Raw genomic sequence first — 21,972 nt, 5'->3', positions numbered from 1 at the left:
TGTTATGAAAGATGCTGAAGTAGTTTTAACAAATAAATCGCCAATATCTTCAATTTGGCTATTGCCGGTTCTCGCGGTATTAATAGCTTTGTGGCTTGTATTTAAGTCTTTTTCTGAGGCTGGCGTCGATATTATTATAAAGACCACGAGCGCTGAAGGCATTGTTGCGGGTAAAACTGAGGTTCGTTTTAAAGGTTTTCCTATCGGTTTAGTAACCGATCTTGATATGACTGAAGACTTGCAAACGGTTTTAGCCACGGTTGAGCTTAAGCAAAGCACAAAACAATACCTTACGGAAAACACTTTGTTTTGGTTAGTAAAGCCAGAAATAAGTTTATCAGGCGTTTCTGGATTAGATACAGTTATCACTGGTAATTATTTTGAAATGCTGCCAATGGAAGGTGAAACTCAAGTTAGAGAATATACTTCATTAAAACAGCCACCACCAAAATCAGAAGATGCGGCTGGTTTGCACATTACCTTGCACGCGAAAGAGCTTGGTTCAATTACACACGGCAGTAAAATATTCTATAAACAAATCCAAGTAGGTGAAGTATATTCGTACGAGTTCTCTAAAGACAAAAGCCACATAAAAATAAACCTTTTAATTGAAGAAGAATACCGTGATTTAATTAAGCTTAATACGCGTTTTTGGAACGCCAGTGGCATTGAAATGACCGGTGATTTATCTGGTTTTAAGGTTCGCACACAATCAATGGCATCAGTTATTGGTGGCGGTATAGCATTTGAAACACCGGAGTTAGGTGATACAACAACTATTGTTCAAAACTTTACTGAGTATCCGTTATATGAAGGTTTTGATGAGGCAAAATCAGGCATAACCGTTAAAATGCACTTTCCAAAGAATTCGGGTATTAAAGCTGGTATAACTAAAGTTATTTTTGAAGGCGTTGAAGTTGGCGTAGTTGAAGATTTTGTATATAACCAAGCCCGTGGCGGCGTTACGGCAAGCGTATTAATCGATCCAAGATTAGAGCCATATTTATTATCAGGAATGGACTTTTGGTTGGTTAAGCCGTCTATAAGCTTAGCTGGTGTGTCTAATATTGACCGATTACTTAGTGGTTCATACGTTGCATTTAGAATAGGGGATGGTGAACCATCTCGAGAATTCGATGTTTTACCATCTGCGCCGCCTCTTGATTTCAAAGAAAAAGGTTTACACCTTAATATTACCGCCGATAATGTCGATTCTTTAAGTTTTGGTGTACCTGTATTTTACAAAAACTTACGGGTAGGTTCTGTTCAAGATCATAAACTTGCTGCTGATAAACGAAGTTTTGATGTACACATCTTCATTGAGCCAGAATATGAGTCGTTAGTTAACTCTTCGTCAGTGTTTTATGAACAAGGGGGGATTGAGGTTAATGGTTCATTAAAAAGCTTTTCTATTCGTACCTCACCAATACAAGCATTAATGACTGGTGGTATTTCATTCCATACCATTGATTTTGAAAACTCATCTTCTGTAAAAGACGGACATCGATTTGTTATGAACCGTAATTTGGAAGAAGCACTAAATACAGAAGTTGTGACTATTATAGCGCCTTTAAGTTATGAAATTATTCCAGGTTTAACAAAGTTAAAATTTGGCGAAAAACATATTGGTACCGTTAAGTCAGTAAAACCGAGTTCAGACTTTAAAAGTTCAATTGTAACAATCGGTTACCAATCAGATTACAATAACTTATTTAAAGAATCCTCGAAGATTTGGATTGTGGAACCGAATTTGACAGCAGGAAATATCGCAGGTTTTAATGCTTTATTGACGGGGATGTTTCTACAGGTTAAACCTGGTGAAGGTGCTCTTAAAAATCACTTTACTTTGCTAAGAAAGGCCCCAGAATCTGAAGCTACAGACGAAGGTTTACAATTGAGGTTGCATGCAAAGTACGGCACCTCGGTTGAGAAAGGTTCACCTATTAGCTATAAAAAAATGGTTATCGGTTTTGTAGATACCGTTAACTTGAATAAAGATGGTTTAACCGTTGATATCTCGGCAACAATTGCTGAAAGATTTAGATATTTAGTCAGTAAAACATCTAAATTTCACCAAGCAAGTGGCTTTAATGTTAAAGCAAATTTAAAAGGACTAAACGTTCAAACAGAAAGCTTGCAAAGTATCCTTAGAGGTGGCTTAGCACTTAATAACGACTATGCAGATTTCAATAATTTAGCTGAAGAAATGGATATTTTTGAATTATACGAAAACAATGAGGTTATATTTCAAACTGGTAAATTAATTACCGTTACGTTTAACGAAGTGATTGATATTCAAAGGGGCGCTAACGTTGATTATAACGGCCATACCATAGGCTCGGTAAAGAATTTAGAAGTTACTAGCGATCTAATGTCAACAAAATTAACCCTTGATATTTCAGATAAATATAGCCAATTCACTCAGACAAACACGCAGTTCTGGTTAGTAAAACCTGAAGTAAGTGTTGCCCGTGTAGCCAATGCTAAAGCCTACTTTACCGGTAATTATATTGGAGTAATGCCAGGTAACGGCGAACAATCTGTTGAATTTAAAGGATTATTGCAGGCTCCGGCACTAAAACAAGTACCGTCCGGAACTAACTTAACCTTAACGACTTCAGTTAAAGGCTCAATTCAGCCGGATAATCCAGTGTTATATCGCCAAATCAAAGTTGGACGTGTTCTTGGTATAGAGCTTAACGAGAATGCTAATGGTGTAAATGTTTATCTAAATATTGATGAGCAATATAAACACCTAGTATCTAAGGACTCTAAGTTTTACAACGCTAGCGGCATTAAAGTTGAAGCTGGGTTATTTTCTGGGATGAATATTGAAACTGAATCGATGGACACAATTCTTGCCGGCGGTGTTGCTTTTGTAACACCAGAATCGAATAAAGAAACATTAGCAACTGATGGAGACCAATTTCCATTATACGATGAAGCTGATGAAAGTTGGTTAGAATGGAATCCAACGTTAACTAAACCAATTGAAGAAATGCATGAACCATTAATTCATCAACCTGGTGAAGATTCAAAAGGTTAACATTCAAATAGATCGGTTCAAGAAACAAAGTAAAAATTAAAAAATAGCAGTTAGAGATATCTGCTTTTTTTTGATTTAAATTTTGCAATGCTAATTACGAATATAGTCGGCAATTAGAAACTAAAGAAACTAAGAGTTTAAAAACGTCGTGTAATACAATTAGAGAAACCATTCGTGATAGTTTTAGCTAGTTATGTATATTTAATTAAAGTGCGAACAAATACGTTAAATTTAACGTACTAGGATTAACAAAGGCCGATATCTCCCACTCAAATGTCCGTTAATGTTAATTAGTGGACATTTAATATTATAAACGATAGCATAGACTAATCCTTGTATTGATTAATAAAATCTGGAATTACTGGTTTTCAGTGATTTTAGCTATTTATCCAATATCTTGGTTCAAACAGCTTAATTGCTCGTATCAATGAATCTTTAGTTTTAAAAACATTGGTATGAACAAAACATACAAACAACAATAAAAGCGAATTGATAAGTTATGTCCGAACTCTTTAATGCCGAACCATTATTTGACTCTCACCGTCATTTTCAGCAACTCCACAAAAACCAATTATTTTCAGATGATAATCCTAACGTAAAAATATTTGTTGAATCAGTCACCGATGATGTTGATGATGCAGTCGACGACTATAAGTACACCAAAGAGTTTTTACAATCTAAAGGACGTCGTAATGAAGCTACCTATAATTTGTTTCGCGGCGAAACTGAAAAATTTTTACTATGGGCTTGGCTCGTTGCTAAAAAATCTGTAGTGCAATTAAAACGCAGAGATTTAGAGTCTTATATTGATTTCGTCCATAAACCTCCACACCAATGGATAGCTACTAACGTCTACGCTCGTTATGAAAACCGTAATGGCATTCGGTCGGTTAACGAAAACTGGCGTCCTTTTACAATCAAAATCCCTAAAGCGCAACGCCTTGATAACATCGACTTTCAAAAGAAAAAGCAAAACTATCAGTGTTCCCAGGATAATCTTAAAGCGACATTTTCAGTACTGAATGTCTTTTACGACTACTTAGTTACTGAAGATTATGCCTTTGGAAACGCCATTGCTTCAGTTAAAAAAGATTGCCCGTATCTGATCAAAGATAGCTCTTTTACAGAAGTTAAACGTCTATCGAGCTTACAGTGGGATTATATCTTAGAAAGCACCACTAAAATGGCCGATGATAACGAAGATCATGAGCGCACTTTATTCATCATCGCTTCGCTAAAAACGCTATATTTAAGGGTTTCAGAGCTTTCTGAACGCAGTAATTGGTCGCCAGTAATGGGACATTTTTGGCAGGATAAAGATAAAAACCATTGGTTTAAAGTATTCGGTAAAGGCTCTAAACAGCGTGATGTATCAGTCCCCGACTCGTTTTTAAAATACTTACATCGTTACCGTGAAAGCCGTGGTTTAAATGGCTTCCCTTTATCGAGTGAAACCGATCCCTTGATTAATAAAATTAAAGGCTCTGGTGGACCGACGTCACGGCAGTTAAGACGTGTAGTACAGCAAGCCTTTGATTTTGCTTATCAGCAAATGGTTCAAGAAGGTTTTAACGATGAAGCGCAAACGTTAAAAGAAGCAACAACTCACTGGTTACGACACACTGGCGCTTCAATGGACATAGAATCTAGACCGTTAAAACATATGGCAGATGAACTGGGCCATGCGAGTATGGGCACAACAGACAGAGTTTATGTACAGTCTGATCACTTAGAGCGCGCTAAGTCTGGTAAAAAACGTCTTATTGAAAGTCGTTGAACAAAACCAAAAACCATTACAAATAAAGGGCACCGAAGCGCCCTTTTTTTATGTCTATGTCACTGAGTATGCTTTTATTCTCTACTCAGCGCTTTGCTGCTTTTTTTGTTTAAAAGTTTTCATATTCTTTAAGTTAAGCACTAATGCGGGGTCTAAACGAACGTTATGCCAATTGATTCGCCAATCTAAATGAGGCCCTGTTGACCTTCCTGTAGAGCCTATCATTGCAACATCTTGTCCTTGTAATACACGATCACCAACTTGTACTTTAGAATCACTTAGATGTAAAAATGTTGAGGTGATGCCATGACCATGATCGATTACTAAGGTACCGCCTGAATAAAACATTGCAGGTTCCCATAATGTGATAACTCCTGCTGCTGGAGCAAATACTGAAGTCCCTTTAGGACCCGCATAATCTAAACCATAATGAGGGTTTTTGGGTACGCCATTGTATATTCTTTGACTTCCATATACGCCAGTAATACGACCGGTTGCTGGTGCTTTAAAACCATGGGCAAAATCAATGTTATCGGATGCAATCGCCCTTGCCGCACGGATCTTTATTCCGTCGCTTTTGATTTGAGCCAAAGCCTCTTTACTTGGCGACATAATTTTCTTATCTATGCCTTCGATTCGTTGTACATTATAAGTACGAGATTTAGGTTTCAAATATTGCACAAGTTTTTCATTATTCTCATTAACGATCAATAACTTATGGTTACTTTCATCATCACGAGAAAAACCAAAAGTAAACAACCCGTGTCTTGAAACTTTTAACGGATCATCATCGAAAAAGACTTTACTATTAGGTGTCGTTTTACCAACGACCATCGAACCTTGTAAAATGTCGCCATCAAGTTTCAATTCAACTTTCGCTAATGCACTATGAGTAAAACCTAGTGCGAAAAGTGAAGAAATTATTGGTAACAATAACTTTTTTGATGCTTTGTGTTTTAGTATTTTTTGTTTAGACATGTTTATTCTAAGCATTAGCGATAGCTCCTTTTCCTACACCTTCGTAGGCGACCACTTGTATTTGGGAGTCTTGTTTTGTTTTCTTAATTTGTCTGGCAATATAATCAGCCAAAAGTTCAACCGTAGAATCGCAATCGACAACTTCTAAAATATTAGTCGGCACTGCGATATCAAAACGTCCTTGCGGAGCGTAATAAGAAAAGAATTGATGATCGGGTGTTAAATTTGATTTAGCACTCTGTGATAACTCAACTTGGTCCGATTCAATTCGATCGGTTTCACTTGCCAAATAGATATCTTGCCAACGATTCGCCCAATTGTCTTCTAATTCTTTCGAACGATTACCATTTTCTAAAATCGTAATTTTTGAACGATGACCATGGGCTATACGTTGACAATTACCATCATGTTTCTTTAAACCGTGGGTATAATGATAGAAAGCACCGTCAATTTGTTCAGCTCTTAGTGTTAAACTAATACCTTGAACGTTTTCCGGAAGTTGTTGTTTTATAACAACTTCTAAGTAACGCGTTACCGACTCTTCTGTGATTTCATCAGTATCTATTTGTGCAAATGCTTGTGCAGGAGATTGCAGGTAGATTGCTTTGTCTGCAATAGCAAAATCGACAAATAAATGCTCTGCTCTCGCTGATTGACTAATGGTTAGATCACTATTTCGTGTTGGTAGTACCAACTTGTGATCGACACTTTCATCAATGATTGCCTTAATTTGTTTTTTAACAATTCCAAAATCAAGCACCATACTTTCAGCGTTAAGATCGCCTGCTAACAGCACGTCAACAATCCAACTTTCTCCTACAACGCCCCTGTTCGAGCATAAATAGGAAAAATCTATTACGGTTAAATCGTTAACGAATAGCTGCATATTCTTCATTTAGTTGCCCTTTCGCTTACTTTACTTGCCAGTGAATTTGTTCACCAGCTCTAATTGGCACAACCTGGTCACTGCCAAACGGCATAGTAGCTGGCACATCCCAACTTACTTTATCTAATGTAATAGTATCGGTATTACGTGGTAAATTGTAAAAATCAGGACCGTTAAAGCTTGCAAACCCTTCAAGCTTATCAAGAGCATTCTCTTGTTCGAATACCTCTGCGTACAATTCAATCGCTGCATGAGCAGTATATGAACCAGCACACCCACAAGCGTTTTCTTTATTTTCTTTGGTATGAGGCGCTGAATCAGTACCTAAGAAGAACTTCTTACTACCACTTGTAGCAGCTTCAACCAATGCATGTTGGTGAATATTGCGCTTTAATACCGGCAAACAGAAGTAATGCGGTCGAATCCCGCCAACTAGCATATGATTTCGGTTAAATAATAAATGATGAGCAGTGATCGTTGCAGCAACGTTATCACTCGCACTGTTTACAAAATCCACAGCATCTTTAGTGGTGATGTGTTCTAAGACAATTTTCAAATCAGGGAAATCGTTAACAACTGGCGTTAAAATTCGATCAATATACTCTTTTTCACGATCGAAAATATCAATATGATTGTCTGTAACTTCACCGTGTAATAGCAGCAACATTTCTTGCTTTTGCATTTCTTTTAATACTGGATAAATGTTGTTGATATCCGTCACACCTGATGCTGAGTTAGTAGTAGCACCTGCAGGATATAGCTTAGCTGCAACAATTAAACCAGTTGCTTTTGCATCAATGATGTCTTGAGCTGTAGTATTGTCCGTAAGATAAAGCACCATTAAAGGTTCAAAATTATCATTAACATTTACCGCTTTAATGCGCTCGTAATACCCTGTTGCTTGCTCTGCATTCATTACCGGCGGCACTAAGTTTGGCATAATTATCGCTCGGCCAAAATAACGGCCTATGTCGCGTGTAGTATCAACTAACACATCGCCATCGCGGAGATGTACGTGCCAATCGTCAGGTCGGGTAATTGTTAATGTTGTCATTATCTAGCTCTTTTAAAATGATGTTTTGTATAAAATATGGTTCTGCGTTTAAGATCCTACCTGTACCCTTGATACAAGGCAAAAATTAACGCCATGTTTTTGCTAAAATCAGTAAATAAACTGATATTTAGTTGCTTAATCTTCGTCAGTTTCCGCTTGAGCCAACAATTTCATTAGCTGATCTTTTAGATTAGGTGGAACTTTATGTATGGTTAACGTGCTTTTTATTGGGTTATAAGTTACGTCACTACCAAAATGTGAGCGCTCAAAACTAACACTAATACCAGCACCTACACCTGAATACTTAGTTACTTTATTAACTACCGCTTGATCGTGTGGAAATTTCTCTTCTATGTCTAAGTCATTTTCTTGGCAAAACTTAAAAAAGTTTTCGCCATCATCGTGATGAGGCATTACTTGCGACAATTCAGTCATATCGAGTTCACGCCCGGTTTGTTGCTGCTCTTTACAATACGAAAGCAGTTCTTTACGAGTATTTTGTTTTTCTTCAGGGTTTAATTGCTGAACATTAACGTATTCTTCTACCGCTTCGACCAATTGTTGAGTTTGCTTCTTAGGATCAGAGCCTTCTTCACATCCTAGAAAATCAAGGAAGAAATCAGCTACTTTACGACCAGCGCGACCTTTAATGAACGAAATATAACGGCCTTTTTCTCGGTTATCTATATAATCAAACAAATCAATACGAGCTGCTAATTGCAATTTTGACGTATCGATGTGCTGATCATTGGCAATGTTTAATTCACCGTCTACGTAGTAATGTTCGCTAACTGGTAATAATGCAACTAACAGAAAACGACCACCTAACATTTCGTAATGACATGTCACAAGATAACCTGTTTCTGCCAGTTCATATTTTTGCAATTCTTGTTTTAAACGAATCGTAGCTTGATTCGAGAAAGGAATAAATTGTTGTTCATCATCTAAATAATCTTGCATTAATTTAGAAAACGGTTGTGTTTCACTGTCTTCATTTTCTTCTTTAAATGCGCCAAAGGCCTTTGAGCCTTTACTGTTATAGATATTGTGTAATGATTCAACAAAGGCAGAAATTTTTTCGTTAACTTCTATTAACCCTTTGCTGGCAGTAACTTTTACGTCACTGTTGTTCTCTGCCTTAGTTAAATAGTGCAGATCGATATTGGTAATATTTAAGCTCATAGTAATTGGTCAGTTTTATCTTTGGTTAGCTTTTGATAAACTATTATTAATTAACAATTATTTTTAGTTTTTTCGTTTAAATTGTGTTTTTAATCTAAACTTAAGGCTATTAAATAACCATTAAAAATTAATTCATTTCAAACAGGATGTAATTTTAAAAAATAATGCCTATTGTATCTAAGTATTCTAACGAACGTGTAGAAAAAATCGTCCAAGACCTTATCGATGTTCTCGTTAACGAAGAAGCCTCGACAGACCTTGCCCTAATGTGTTTAGGTAACTCTTTATCTACAATAATTAATAATCAAGTTCCCGAAAATCAACGAGAATCTATTGTTAAAAATTTCGCTGCTGCGCTTGCGCAATCAACAAAACAATAAAATAACAAAATTTAGCGATTAATTATATGGTTAGTAAAGAAAATAGTTCATATAGCAAACGACTACTGCATTTAGTGAGCTGGGGTCATTGGTTTACATTTTTTAATATTGGTGCCGCTTTAGTGATCGCGCTTATATTTATTGATGCTGAAGGTATTGCTCCTGGTTTTATTGGAAAAGTCTTTATGGTAAGTAATTGGCTTGCTCATATGGCGTTTTTAACTTTTATTTGCTTTGTCCTTACCGTATTCCCGCTAACTTTGCTTTACCCTAAAACTAGAGTAATACGCGGCGCAGCATCGTTTATATTTACTTTTCTGTTAACTCTACTCGTTATAGACGGTTTTACCTATTCACAACTAGGTTATCACTTAAACTTTGATTCTTTAGCAAGAATAATTGACCTAGTAAAAGAACAGATGGCGTACAACAGTCTTTCTTTTACTGCTCTTGCTGTAATGGCGTTTATTGCGATATTAATGTTTGAATTGGTAATGAGTAACTATGCGTGGAAACATATGCGTGAATTGCAACAACGTAAGTTTCCAAAAGTAATCGTTGCTATCCTTGTTGCTTCGTTTGTTACTAGCCACCTTATTCACGTGTGGGCAGATGCAAAACTAGAATATGACGTTTTAAGACAAGACACCGTTCTACCTTTATCTTATCCGTCTACAGCTAAAACCTTGTTGACCAAATACGGTTTGTTTAATCAAGATGATTATGAACAACGAAAAAATTCACCTTTTTCAATTAAATCAAAAATCCCGGACTATCCAGAATTAGAAATGAAATGTTTAGAATTAGAGCAACCTAAACAATCCGTTTATATAGTTCTAAGGGATCAGGAACTAAACACTAGGTTATTAAAAAATTTAAACACTTACTCTCCTATTAAAGGAACCACGTTTTTAAACTATATTGATAATTCAAATGCTAAGGACGCTTGGTTTAACCTATTTTATAGTTTACCAAATGTCTATCAAATTGAAATGATTGAGAAAAAAGAAACACCTTTATTATTTCAATTAGCAAAAAAACATAAGCTAACCACGAGTTTAACGGTGATCTCAAAGTCTAGTGACAAGAATAACGCTGAAACTAACCTCGAAACAATTGACCAACAAAATATTAGCCCACAATGGATTTCAAACCTAGTCGATCATCAAGCACACCATACCGATATATCGAAAGTGATCGCCGAGGAAACCTTAACAACGATTCCTCAGGGTATCCATATATTTTACTTTAGTGGCCAATCTGACTATCAATATGAGTTATTTGTAAATGCCCTGCTACTCGCTCAGCAGCAACTTGATATCAAAGACGTTATTTGGTTGGGTTCACTTGGAAATAAGGACAATACGACGGCATTCAAGACTAAACCTGCATTATTAATATGGCCAGGAAAAACCGAGCAAAAAATAAATGATTTAGCCAATGTTATGGATATTCAAACGACATTGATGCGTTATTACTTTGAATGTCGAACTCAATATAAAGCCTATTCTAACGGTAAAAACCTATATCGATTAGATGAAGACAGAATGGTTGCCAATATCACTGAGCAAGGACTAATCGTCACGAAGAAAGACAAGAACTTACTAATCGATCAGCAAGGTAATTTTTCTAGCTACTCTACTCAATTAGAAACAGTTATTAGCGAAGACTCTGATTTCCCAATGCTCATTGACGGGGTTAATTTGATTAATCAGTTTAGTATCAATAATGCTGAAACCTCAGGGAAAGAAGAAGAGAATCGAGAAAACTCTGATCAATAACCAATACTTTCAGTATTAACTTTAAAAATTCATTGCAAACAGCGAACTATTGATTAAAGATAAAGGAGTGTACATCAACACTCCTTTTTGTAGTCGGGGTATAGCGCAGTCTGGTAGCGCGTGCGTCTGGGGGACGTGAGGTCACAAGTTCGAATCTTGTTATCCCGACCAAAAATCTATTTTCAATTACCCGTTAAGCTCAAAAATTGGCTACTCTAACGCTCAGTTATTCAAATCCAAAACCGTCACTAAATATACCTAAAATCATCTAAGTGCTATAATTAAGCTTTACAGGACATATTCTATTTCTTTGGGCAAGCCCATACAAGGAACGCGTGGCAAGTCCTATTACTTGCATAATGGAAGTGCTTGGAGGTTAACTATGGTGCGCCACTACTATCTTTCAAACGACCTTAAAGAGCTCGTAAGCGTTGAGCAAGAGCTTCTTGATAATGGATTTAAAAGACCACAAATGCACGTTCTTAGTGATCAGGATGCTGAAGTGCAACTTAATCATCTGCACGAAGTTGAATCAATACTCAAAAAGGATATTGTACACTCTACAGAAGTAGGAGCCTTAGTTGGCGTTATAGCGGCAACCTTAGTATTGCTTACAGCTTATCTTCTTAACTGGACTAATACCGCGGCAGGTTGGATGCCATTTATCTTTTTAGCTATCGTACTGCTCGGGTTTTGTACCTGGGAAGGTGGCTTCATTGGTATACAACGTCCAAATGTAGAATTTGAACGTTTCCAAAAAACATTAAATAACGGTAATCATGTATTTTTTGTCGATACCGACCCTTCTCAAGAATCTACTTTAGAGAGAGTTATCAATCTACACCCTGCACTTGTTGTAGAAAGTACCGGTGAAGCAACACCAAGTTGGGTCATTCGCGGACAAGAAAAATACCAAAGCTTCATGAAGATGATGCCCTAATTACGAAAAAATAAAACAAAAGTTAGAAACGATATAGGTCTATTTCACAAAAACAATTCACTGCGGAATGCGAATAACATTCCGCACTATTACCTCGTATTTAAAATCAAAACATCAGTTCAATTTTTAAGATCAATTACATTTTCTAATCTCTAGTCTACTGATAAATACTCAAACTCAGTCTCTAGCGAAACCTATGAGTTGTCTAAATTTATAAAACCTATCCTATTTTTTTACAATCAGTAAAGGCACCCTATAACTCCAATTATTAACTAACTGCATAATGCTGTGGATAACTAGGGGAATAACTTGTTTGTTAATTTGCTACATTCCCCTTAAAACCTAAGACAAAACAAATCCACAACATTGTTAACAAGTCTATCGTAAGCAAGTAATTACTACATACACTAACGGAGTTACCAGAGTTATGAATAGCGCAATACAAAGAGTTATCAGGGTTATTACAAGTTTTTCTAAAAGAGTTATTAGAGTTATATTGTATTTTTGAGTTAGAGTTGTTAGAGTTATCAAGTATTTGTAATTTAACAGCCAAGGATATAACTCAATGCGCTTCCCTATAGTCTTACTTTTCAACCCAGAATCTAACGATTACAAAGTAAATGTACCTGACCTTCCTGGTTGTGATTGCCGAGCAAAAACCATGGATAACGCTCTTAATGAAGTGTTAGCTGTAATTGAATCTCACCTGTCATTGTTGGCGGAATATGGTGAAGATATTCCCTCAGCATCAAGCTTTGAGAATCATGTAAGTAAAATGGAATTTAGAGGTGGTGTTTGGGCAGTAGTCGATATTGATATCAGCCCTTTCTTAGGAAAGAGCCACAAGGTTAACGTTACCCTTCCAGAATTGTTAATTAAGAAAATTGACGATAGAGTATCAACTGATCCTGCATACACTACTCGATCAGGTTTTTTAGCAACCGCTGCAATAAACGAATTAAAACGCTCAGTTTAGTTTTTCAAAACTATCGCTAACAAGTGATATGCCAGGGTTTATTTACTTGGTATGTTTTTTAAGTGTTGGCGACGAATGTCCCACATAAAATACAGACTAACAACTATGCCGCCAGAGCCAAGAGCAAACATATAGGGAACCCAGAAACTACCGCTGAACAGTAACATTCCATCTAGTACATTAGGGGTTTGTTCTTTTATTGCAAACATAGCCTGTATATAGGCAGTTTCAGCGAGAACAGAACTGCCAGCGGAAAAGATAAATAGACCACTTGCAGCAATAGTTTGAAAGGTTGTGAGTTTGTGCCCAACATAAAATGCGGTGGCAAGAAAGGCAAACGTAAAAGATATGTATACAGTAAACGCTGTAATTGAGTTTCCACCGTATAATGCAATTAGTTCTAATACTTCTGATTCAGTCATACAAAACTCCGTTTCGCAATTATGACGGTAAGTATATGTTAAGAACCTATTCCTTGCTTAAACTTTAAAGAGAATCAATATTTAGGGCAATTGCAGCTTGCTCAGCAGAGCTGACATTACCGACTACTCCTAGAAAGCAGGTATCTAAATTCTTTCTCAAATATTCTATATTCTCATCTAAGTAATCCATAGGCTCTGGTGCATTAGCAATCCAACCGACAACATTAAGGCCGTCATTAACAATACTTTCAAAACTAAGAACGGCATGATTTAAGCAACCAAGTTTCATACCAACAACGAGAATAACTGGCATATTTCTTTGTCTAGGAAATTCAGATAAGTAACCTCCATTGCCAAGTGGTAAACGCCATCCTCCTGCTCCTTCAACGATGCAATAGTCTGCTTTTAGTTTCTCTATATCTGCAAATATATCGTCAATTTGTGAAATTGAAATTGTGCTATTGGTTTGTTGTGCTGCTATATGCGGCGCAATAGGTGGTAAAAATGCAATAGGGTTAACTTGGTCTATTGTTTGCCCGCCATTACTTTTTGCCAATAACTGTGCAGCATCGTCGTTAACTAAAGTGCCGTCAATATCTGTACACCCAGCAGAAACGGGCTTAAATACACAAACCTTGTGCTTTTTACTTAGCGCAGATACTAAAGCCGTCGCGATCATGGTTTTGCCTGCATCAGTGTCGGTTGCAGTGATAAAGAATGATTTCATAATCTTTATTGAAAGCCTCTAGATAATTTATTCTTTTATAAGAACAGCACTAAGTAATTGATAAGTAGCTGGATAGCTGCCCTGTTCGCCCTTAAACTGCTCATAAGCAGCTGTCATTTTTTGCCAGCTTGTTTTTCCTGCAAGACCTTTTTTAGTTTTGCCGCTAACATGATTTGCACCTAAGCCTTTAAGCTCTCCGGCTAAATGTCGAACACTATGATACTCAAGTACCACTGAGGACTGTTTCAAATCTGCAATCATCAAGCCTGAATCAATCGCATCATTTTTTATCTCATCAAATGTTTTAAAATCAATAACGTGCTGATCATTATCCACTTGCTGCCATGAGTTCTTTAATTCAAACAAGGTACCATCAAGCAAGCTAGTGAACACCAAAGTGCCACCTGGTTTTAATACTCGCTTAATTTCTTTAAGCACATCGGTTAAAGGATTACACCATTGAATGGCAAGATTAGAAAAGACGACATCTAAGCTATTATCTTCAAATGGCAACGCATGAATATCTCCTTCAATCCAATCTATTGAAGAATTTCGGTTTTCTTTTGCGAAAGACAGCATTTGTGAAGAAATATCTAAGCCGATTACTTTTTGATATTTGCGACTCATGATGTTGGTAAAAAAGCCTGTTCCACACCCTAAATCAGCAATTGAATAATCACTATCCAATGGCAAAAATGACAACAAAGCCTGACCAGAATAACGCTGTAATCTAGCTGAATTGTCGTAAGATGAGCTCGCTTTACCAAATGTTTGAGCGATTTTTTGTTTTGCTAGTTTTGTAGGCATTTGCCTAACACCTCATTAATAGAGTTAGCTAAGTTATTGATATCTAATTCATTATGGTTAGCAGTAACAGTAACGCGTAACCTTGACTTACCCTTTTCAACCGTTGGAGGTCGGATTGCAGTAAGCCAAAACCCTTGTTTCTTTAACTCGTGTTGACACTTTAATGCATTTTCTTCACTACCAACGAGAATGCCAAGGATGGATGAGTCAGAATTAGTTGTTTCGATTGTTGAATCGAGCTTAGTTTTAAATAACTTAGTTAATGTTTTAATTTTTTCGCGTCGCCAAACTTCTTTTTGGCAAACGTCAATACTGGTGACTGTGGCAGCGGCATTAGCAGGTGACATAGCCGTAGAGTATATATAATCTCGACAGTGGTTAACTAAATAGTCAATCACATCTTTATTTGCAGCAATTGCTGCTCCGTGTGTGGCTAATGCTTTGCCAAATGTGATCATAGTGGAAACACTGTCACCAGTTGCATTACTAAAATTAGCCAAACTGCCGTTGCCTTGTTGGCCTAACACACCTATACCGTGAGCATCATCAATGAGCACATTGGCACCATGGAGTTTTGCTAATGTTAGAATATCTTGTATTGGTGCCCTATCGCCATCCATGCTGTATACACCTTCGGCAACGACAAGCTTATCTAATGCATTTGATTTAGATAATAGTGCTTCTAAATGTACTACATCGTTATGTTTAAAGCGCTTAGACTTAGCATTGGATTGAAATGCCCCATCAATTAACGAGGCATGAGACAATTTATCAAGAAAGTAATCACTACTTGTATTACCAAACGCTGACAAAAAACCATTATTGGCGCTAAAACCTGTTGAAAACAACATGCAAGACTCTGTTCCCAACCAATAGGCGACAACTTGTTCAAGTTGTTGATGCGTTTTGGTATACCCGGTGACCAGACTCGATGATGCCGACGTACAACCATAATTATCTAGTGCTTGCTTGTAGCTAGCAATTATTTGCGGATGCTGTGACAACCCCAAATAATCGTTACTCGAAAAATTAATAAATTGCTCACCGTCAAATTCAAGCAAGCGTCCGGTACCTTTGGTCAACGGATTTCGCTGACGGTATAGGTTACTTGCTTGTTTTTGTGCCAATTGCTGTTTAATAAACGAAAAAGTCATTTATTGAATACTTACTGTTTAAACCAACAAGCTTATTGCGCACTGGCGTCGTAAAACAACTCTTCGTTTTCTTTATTGACGATAGCAGTACGAATTTCTTGTTCTTCGCTTGCAGCTTGTTCTTCTGTGCGGGCACGAATACGTTCGGTATTGATACCCAATTTTTTGAACAACATCATGTCTGCATCAGCTTCTGGGTTATCCGTGGTAAGTAATTTACAGCCGTAGAAGATTGAGTTAGCTCCGGCTAAGAAACACATCGCCTGCATTTGTTCATTCATCGCGTCACGACCAGCAGATAAACGTACATGTGATTTAGGCATCATGATACGGGCAACAGCGATACAACGAATAAAGTCAAAATGTTCAAGATCGTCAACGTCAGCTAATGGTGTGCCTTCGATTTTAACAAGCATGTTAATTGGAACACTCTCTGGGTGCTTATCGAGATTAGCTAACTGAGCAAGAAACGATGAACGGTCCGTTGCTTTTTCACCTAAGCCCATAATACCGCCGCTACAAACCTTCATACCTGCGCTTCGCACGTTAGTTAAGGTATCTAATCGATCCTGATAACTACGAGTAGTAATAATTGAATTATAGTGTTCTGGAGACGTATCAAGGTTGTGGTTGTAATAATCTAGGCCGGCATCACTTAGTGTATTCGCTTGTTCTTCATCAAGCATACCAAGCGTCATACACGTTTCTAAGCCTAACTCTCTTACACCTTCAACCATTTTTACAATGTGTGGCATATCACGTGCTTTTGGATTTCTCCAACCAGCACCCATACAAAAACGTGTTGAACCCTGGGCTTTAGCAATTTTTGCCGCCTCTAACACGTTTTCAACTTCCATTAATTTTTCTTTTTCAACATCAGTACTGTAACGAGCACTTTGTGAACAATACTTACAATCTTCCGGACAAGCACCTGTTTTGATTGACAATAAGGTACTTACTTGCACTTCGTTCGGGTTAAAGTTTTCACGATGCACAGTTTGTGCTTTAAACATTAAGTCATTAAATGGTAATTCAAAAAGCGCATTTACTTCTGGAATAGTCCAGTTATGGCGAATTTGGCCTAAAGTTGTCATAGAGTTTCTCGTTTGTACTTATTTGTTATATTGGCTTGCCATATTGCAAGATTTTTCATTAAGCGGTAGTCTAGCCAGCTTACACACTCTGTCAACTAATTAAAAGTGCATTTGTTTACCTATGGTTAAAAAACATACAGATATTTTAGAATATGACCAAAACCACATTTGGCATCCATATACCTCAATGACCAACCCTTTACCGTCTTACATAGTCACTCACGCTAACGGCGTAAAACTCACGTTAGGTGATGGCGAACAAGTTATCGATGGTATGTCTTCATGGTGGTCAGTGGTACATGGCTACAATAATGATGTATTAAACCAGGCTATTAAAGAACAAGTCGACAAATTTTCACACGTTATGTTTGGTGGTTTAACCCATGAGCCGGCAGTAAACCTAAGTAAGAAATTAATTGATATTACGCCTCAAGGTTTAGATAAGGTGTTTCTTGCGGATAGTGGTTCTGTAGCTGTCGAAGTCGCGTTGAAAATGGCTATTCAATACCAACATTCACTAGGTAATGTGAATAAAAACAAGTTCTTAACGATTAGAAATGGCTACCATGGTGATACGTTTGCAGCCATGTCTGTTTGCGATCCTGTAAATGGGATGCATCAACTATTTACTGGTTTTATGGCTGAAAACTATTTTGCTGATGCGCCAAAATCAACGTTTAACGATGCCTTTGATAAAAGTGACCTAGAGTCTATTTCACATCAACTTGAGAAAAACCATCATAATATAGCAGCCCTAATACTTGAGCCTGTTGTACAAGGGGCTGGTGGAATGCGTTTTTATCACCCAGAATTTCTCAAAGCGTGTCGACAACTTTGTGATCAATATAATGTACTGTTGATTGCAGACGAAATAGCGACTGGATTTGGGCGAAGCGGTAAATTGTTTGCCTGTGAACACGCGGGTATTAGCCCCGATATTCTATGTTTAGGAAAAGCGCTTACCGGCGGTTATATGACATTAGCGGCAACATTGTGTACAACCGAGGTAGCTGAAACCATCAGTAAAGGTGACGCTGGCGTATTCATGCATGGACCAACGTTTATGGGTAATCCCCTAGCCTGTGCCGCTGCAAACGCGAGTCTTAAACTACTTGAAGATAATAACTGGCAGCAACAAGTTCAAAACATTGAAACGATCCTTAATGACGAACTGTTAGAGCTGTCCGATCACCGAAATGTTAATGACGTCAGAATACTTGGCGCAATTGGCGTGGTTGAAGCAAAAACTTCAGTGAATATGGCAGAGATCCAAAAACAATTCATTAAACGTGGTGTTTGGGTTCGTCCATTTGGAAAGCTAATTTATGTTATGCCACCATTTGTTATCTCTGAGACAGAGCTGAAAACTCTCTGTAAAGCGATTGTTGATGTGGTAGATGACGACTCAGTTTTTAATTACTAGTTCGACTCAAGTCAAAAGGCTAGATGCTAAAAGCTAAATCCTAAAATTGAGGCTAAAAAACTGCCTAACAAACGAGCAAAACACCAAGTTTGTTCGTTTCTCGTTAAAAATTGACAAAAATAAACAAAAATTTGTGTTTATTTGCAGTTATTACTTGAGTCTGTCTATGGCAAAGGTAAACTACTACCTTTACAAATTTACGCTTGCTAATAAGAGCAAAAATCTGCCTCGATATTACCAAGCAATAACTAAATAATTATTTAATGAGGTCTATAATGTCAGTTGCTTCTATTACTGATGTCCTAGCAGGCAAATCAGCTGTTGGTGAAACAGTTACAGTAAAGGGTTGGATCAGAACCCGCCGCGATTCTAAAGCCGGTATTTCTTTCTTAGCCATTCATGATGGTTCGTGTTTCGATCCTATCCAAGCAGTTGTACCTAATGAGTTAAATAATTACGAAGAAGAAGTATTAAAATTAACTACCGGGTGTTCTGTTGCAGTTACAGGCACGCTAGTAGAGTCAATGGGTAAAGGACAATCGTTTGAAATCCAAGCGACCAATGTTGAAGTACTAGGCTTTGTTGAAGACCCAGATACTTACCCAATGGCAGCAAAACGTCATTCAATCGAGTTTTTACGAGAGCAAGCTCACCTACGTAACCGTACAAACATTGGCGGCGCGGTAACTCGTGTACGTAACTGTTTAGCTCAAGCTATTCATCGCTTTATGCATGAAAAAGGTTATTTTTGGATCAGTACACCGCTAATTACCGGTTCTGATACTGAAGGTGCTGGTGAAATGTTCCGAGTAAGTACACTCGATTTAGAAAACTTACCGCGTGATGACAAAGGTGCGGTCGATTTCGCTCAAGACTTCTTCGGCAAAGAAACCTTTTTAACCGTATCTGGTCAATTGAATGCTGAGACGCTTGCCTGTGCGATGTCAAAGGTTTACACCTTCGGCCCTACTTTCCGTGCTGAAAATTCAAATACTTCTCGTCATTTAGCAGAGTTTTGGATGATGGAGCCTGAAATCGCGTTTGCTGATTTAGGTGACGCCGCGACGCTTGCAGAAGAGATGTTACGTTACGTATTCAAAGCAGTTTTAGAAGAACGTCCAGACGATATGGCATTTTTCCAACAACGTGTTGATAAAACCGTTATTGATCGTTTAACTTCTGTAGTTGAATCTGACTTCGTTCGTATGGATTATACTGACGCGATTCATATCCTGCTTAACAGTGGCAAGAAATTTGAAAACAAGGTTGAATGGGGCGTGGATTTAAATTCTGAGCACGAACGTTACCTTGCGGAAGAACATGTTAAGGGTCCATTAGTTTTAATGAACTACCCGAAAGACATTAAAGCATTCTACATGCGATTAAATGAAGACGGAAAAACAGTTGCAGCAATGGATGTATTAGCACCAGGTATTGGTGAAATCATCGGTGGTGCACAACGTGAAGAACGTTTAGATGTATTAGATATGCGTCTTGAAGAAATGGGCTTAGATAAAGAAGATTACAGCTGGTACCGTGATTTACGTCGTTACGGTACAGTTCCTCATGCTGGATTTGGTCTAGGTTTTGAACGTTTAGTTGCTTACGCTACTGGTATGGGAAATGTTCGTGACGTTATTCCATTCCCACGTACACCGAATAACGCTGATTATTAATCACTCGTTATAACAGTAACAAAAAAGGTGCAATATGCGCCTTTTTTATTATCTTTAAAACCAACAAATTATTGCTTTAGCTTACGTTGAAACATCTCTTCAATACGCTCAAAAATAACTCTTCTTTGGCTTGCTGAAAAAGCAAAATAATTAAACCGAACTTTTGCTCCAATTAACTGCGACAGAACAACATTATAAGGAAAGAATCGCCCTATCTTATAGTGACTAAAGTGTTCCCATTCAAGTTTTTGAATTCTATCTTGAGCGTTAATTTCAAGCCCTACACTATCAATCTTGATCCGTGTCATTGGCGTTTTCGATAAGTGATGATAAACCACTTGTATTACGAAAACTGCAATCGTCAATATAATAATCAAACCGACACCAAAATCGCTGTTTGAATCAGAGCCTAAATTGAATAAAATGGCAGGAATTATTATCCATATCAGTTGACTTAACAGTTCAATTGCATGTACAAAAAAGAATTGAAAGCGCCTTTGTTCAAACTCTATAACATCCATTTTCAGAATTTACCTTTATAGTCATTCCATTGATTATTGTTTAGCGTTTATTCTCAAAACGAGAACGTTTTACCCAATGAGAACCTAAATAGTCTTTTGTTGTTGAGCTTGCTGTATTTTGCCAAAACTCAGTACGGTTAAACATATATGTAGGCTTGTAATGTTTACTAAGACTCGCTAATGGATAATGACTCCATGATTTACCAACTCGTTTACTTGTAGCCTCTAGTAAGTACATTTCATCATTGTATTTAGCGACAACCCAGGCATGACCCGAGTCTTTATAATCCCCAATAGCGACACGCGCATCGATACCTTCGGATATTAGCCAATCTGCTAATGCTAAAGCATGATCTTCGCAATCACCTCTTGGAAATTCAAAAGCCTGAGCAGAATTTTGCCACATTTCTTCATAACCATACTGATCTTTATCGAATTGATAAGTTTTACGTTTAGACAACAGGTACAAAGGTAACCATGGATTTTCAACCTTAAATGGATGAATACCAACTAAGTAGCTGTTGACAAAATGATGGTTGAAGTCCAATCCATTAGCCGTTGCCGTCGCATAGTTACCCCCGCTATCTTTCCACAAAAACATATTTGAATATTTTTGCACTGGATAGAAACGATTTATCTGATCTTGTATCGTTTGTTCTGATAGATGCCTAGAATCAATGGTAAATATAACATTACCTTTTTGATATTCTGACAGACGCTGTTGCCTTGGTAATCGATCACTGGCATTTTGCGCCATTTCAAGCATTTGCTGATCGAATTTACTTTGTCGTTTGGGTTTATCTAAAGAGCTTATAATGACTATCGCAACAATAAAAATCACTACGTAACGCATATTATGCTTTCATTCCAAAGCAGATAATTAGCGCGACAAATATAAGAATAGACGAAGCAAATATTGCGACAGAAACATTATTGGCTTTTAACTCTTTTTGGATATCGACACCTTTTAGTAACTTTTTATCGATTGCTAACAGTGCCATTACTGCAATAAATAGCGCTACAATTGTATAGCTTAAGTTAATTATAAGATTGATAAGACTGGCTGAAATAAAACCCCATTCCATGATTAGATCCTTGATTGTTTTAGTTTTTATTCGGAGGTTCTATTTTTACCAGAGTCGGTGCAG

20 protein-coding genes and 1 tRNA gene are annotated in these 21,972 nt (G+C 37.3%); 9 read left to right on the top strand and 12 right to left on the bottom strand.

Annotated elements, in window-relative coordinates; translation table 11 throughout:
* Positions 1 to 4: 4 nt before the first annotated feature.
* Both LT090_RS08405 and LT090_RS08400 read left to right on the top strand, forming a co-directional pair.
* Positions 5 to 3,046: a PqiB family protein gene (locus LT090_RS08405; RefSeq protein ID WP_068546361.1), complete on the top strand. Its 3,042-nt coding sequence runs from the start codon at positions 5 to 7 to the stop codon at positions 3,044 to 3,046.
* A 499-nt stretch (positions 3,047 to 3,545) separates the two neighbouring features.
* The gene (locus LT090_RS08400; RefSeq protein ID WP_068546362.1) at positions 3,546 to 4,823 is read left to right on the top strand and encodes a tyrosine-type recombinase/integrase; all 1,278 of its coding nucleotides are present in this window, start codon (positions 3,546 to 3,548) and stop codon (positions 4,821 to 4,823) included.
* An 81-nt stretch (positions 4,824 to 4,904) separates the two neighbouring features.
* Here LT090_RS08400 and LT090_RS08395 read toward each other — a convergent pair whose 3' ends face one another.
* The 4 genes from LT090_RS08395 to yejK all read right to left on the bottom strand — a co-directional run bounded on the left by LT090_RS08395 (position 4,905) and on the right by yejK (position 8,923).
* Positions 4,905 to 5,801: a M23 family metallopeptidase gene (locus LT090_RS08395; protein ID WP_068546363.1), complete on the bottom strand. Its 897-nt coding sequence runs from the start codon at positions 5,799 to 5,801 to the stop codon at positions 4,905 to 4,907.
* Positions 5,802 to 5,808: 7 nt separating this feature from the next.
* Entirely contained in the window at positions 5,809 to 6,687 is an 879-nt protein-coding gene (locus tag LT090_RS08390) for a 6-carboxytetrahydropterin synthase (protein ID WP_068546471.1), read from the bottom strand.
* Positions 6,688 to 6,712: 25 nt separating this feature from the next.
* A complete protein-coding gene (gene pyrC, locus LT090_RS08385; protein WP_068546364.1) occupies positions 6,713 to 7,741 on the bottom strand; it encodes a dihydroorotase in 1,029 nt (342 codons plus the stop codon).
* 135 nt (positions 7,742 to 7,876) lie between these two features.
* Positions 7,877 to 8,923 carry a nucleoid-associated protein YejK gene (gene yejK / locus LT090_RS08380; RefSeq protein ID WP_068546365.1) on the bottom strand — a complete coding sequence of 349 codons (1,047 nt, stop codon included), beginning with the start codon at positions 8,921 to 8,923 and terminating at the stop codon, positions 7,877 to 7,879.
* A gap of 164 nt (positions 8,924 to 9,087) precedes the next feature.
* Between yejK and LT090_RS08375 the strand changes: the two genes are divergently transcribed.
* The 5 genes from LT090_RS08375 (at position 9,088) to LT090_RS08355 (ending at position 13,000) form a co-directional block, all read left to right on the top strand.
* Positions 9,088 to 9,303, top strand: a complete 216-nt coding sequence (locus LT090_RS08375; RefSeq protein ID WP_068546366.1) for a YejL family protein — start codon at positions 9,088 to 9,090, stop codon at positions 9,301 to 9,303.
* 26 nt (positions 9,304 to 9,329) lie between these two features.
* Complete coding sequence (locus tag LT090_RS08370) at positions 9,330 to 11,084, top strand: DUF3413 domain-containing protein (protein ID WP_068546367.1); 1,755 nt, start codon at positions 9,330 to 9,332, stop codon at positions 11,082 to 11,084.
* 94 nt (positions 11,085 to 11,178) lie between these two features.
* Positions 11,179 to 11,255, top strand: a tRNA-Pro gene (locus tag LT090_RS08365).
* 211 nt (positions 11,256 to 11,466) lie between these two features.
* Positions 11,467 to 12,024, top strand: a complete 558-nt coding sequence (locus LT090_RS08360; RefSeq protein ID WP_068546368.1) for an NAD/FAD-utilizing enzyme — start codon at positions 11,467 to 11,469, stop codon at positions 12,022 to 12,024.
* Positions 12,025 to 12,589: 565 nt separating this feature from the next.
* Entirely contained in the window at positions 12,590 to 13,000 is a 411-nt protein-coding gene (locus LT090_RS08355; protein WP_068546369.1) for a type II toxin-antitoxin system HicB family antitoxin, read from the top strand.
* 38 nt (positions 13,001 to 13,038) lie between these two features.
* Here LT090_RS08355 and LT090_RS08350 read toward each other — a convergent pair whose 3' ends face one another.
* The 5 genes from LT090_RS08350 to bioB all read right to left on the bottom strand — a co-directional run bounded on the left by LT090_RS08350 (position 13,039) and on the right by bioB (position 17,204).
* Entirely contained in the window at positions 13,039 to 13,422 is a 384-nt protein-coding gene (locus LT090_RS08350) for a hypothetical protein (RefSeq protein ID WP_068546370.1), read from the bottom strand.
* Positions 13,423 to 13,486: 64 nt separating this feature from the next.
* Positions 13,487 to 14,149, bottom strand: a complete 663-nt coding sequence (gene bioD, locus LT090_RS08345; RefSeq protein ID WP_068546371.1) for a dethiobiotin synthase — start codon at positions 14,147 to 14,149, stop codon at positions 13,487 to 13,489.
* Between the two features lie 27 nt (positions 14,150 to 14,176).
* Positions 14,177 to 14,956 carry a malonyl-ACP O-methyltransferase BioC gene (gene bioC / locus LT090_RS08340; protein WP_068546372.1) on the bottom strand — a complete coding sequence of 260 codons (780 nt, stop codon included), beginning with the start codon at positions 14,954 to 14,956 and terminating at the stop codon, positions 14,177 to 14,179.
* Positions 14,941 to 16,110, bottom strand: coding sequence for an aminotransferase class I/II-fold pyridoxal phosphate-dependent enzyme (locus tag LT090_RS08335; RefSeq protein ID WP_068546373.1), 1,170 nt, complete (start codon positions 16,108 to 16,110; stop codon positions 14,941 to 14,943). The genes bioC and LT090_RS08335 overlap by 16 nt, the downstream gene beginning before the upstream one ends.
* A gap of 32 nt (positions 16,111 to 16,142) precedes the next feature.
* Complete coding sequence (bioB, locus tag LT090_RS08330; RefSeq protein WP_068546374.1) at positions 16,143 to 17,204, bottom strand: biotin synthase BioB; 1,062 nt, start codon at positions 17,202 to 17,204, stop codon at positions 16,143 to 16,145.
* A gap of 121 nt (positions 17,205 to 17,325) precedes the next feature.
* On the opposite strand from bioB, the gene bioA reads away from it, so the two are divergent.
* Together bioA and asnS are read left to right on the top strand one after the other, a co-directional pair.
* Positions 17,326 to 18,627, top strand: a complete 1,302-nt coding sequence (bioA, locus tag LT090_RS08325; RefSeq protein WP_068546375.1) for an adenosylmethionine--8-amino-7-oxononanoate transaminase — start codon at positions 17,326 to 17,328, stop codon at positions 18,625 to 18,627.
* A gap of 275 nt (positions 18,628 to 18,902) precedes the next feature.
* Positions 18,903 to 20,303: an asparagine--tRNA ligase gene (asnS, locus tag LT090_RS08320; protein ID WP_068546376.1), complete on the top strand. Its 1,401-nt coding sequence runs from the start codon at positions 18,903 to 18,905 to the stop codon at positions 20,301 to 20,303.
* Positions 20,304 to 20,371: 68 nt separating this feature from the next.
* On the opposite strand, the gene LT090_RS08315 is transcribed toward asnS, so the two are convergent.
* From LT090_RS08315 to LT090_RS08305, 3 genes are read right to left on the bottom strand one after another with little or no spacing between them, the layout of a single operon-like run.
* Positions 20,372 to 20,824 (bottom strand): hypothetical protein, encoded by a 453-nt coding sequence (locus LT090_RS08315; protein WP_068546377.1) that lies wholly within the window; start codon positions 20,822 to 20,824, stop codon positions 20,372 to 20,374.
* Between the two features lie 40 nt (positions 20,825 to 20,864).
* Positions 20,865 to 21,677, bottom strand: coding sequence for a transglutaminase domain-containing protein (locus LT090_RS08310; RefSeq protein WP_068546378.1), 813 nt, complete (start codon positions 21,675 to 21,677; stop codon positions 20,865 to 20,867).
* Between the two features lies 1 nt (position 21,678).
* On the bottom strand, positions 21,679 to 21,909 hold the full coding sequence (locus tag LT090_RS08305; protein ID WP_068546379.1) for a DUF350 domain-containing protein: 231 nt from the start codon (positions 21,907 to 21,909) through the stop codon (positions 21,679 to 21,681).
* Positions 21,910 to 21,972 lie beyond the last annotated feature (63 nt).

Source organism: Thalassotalea crassostreae (assembly GCF_001831495.1).
Lineage (GTDB): Bacteria > Pseudomonadota > Gammaproteobacteria > Enterobacterales > Alteromonadaceae > Thalassotalea_A > Thalassotalea_A crassostreae.
The sequence above is the reverse complement of the archived record's forward strand: the minus strand, read 5'-3'. Positions and strand labels throughout refer to the sequence as shown.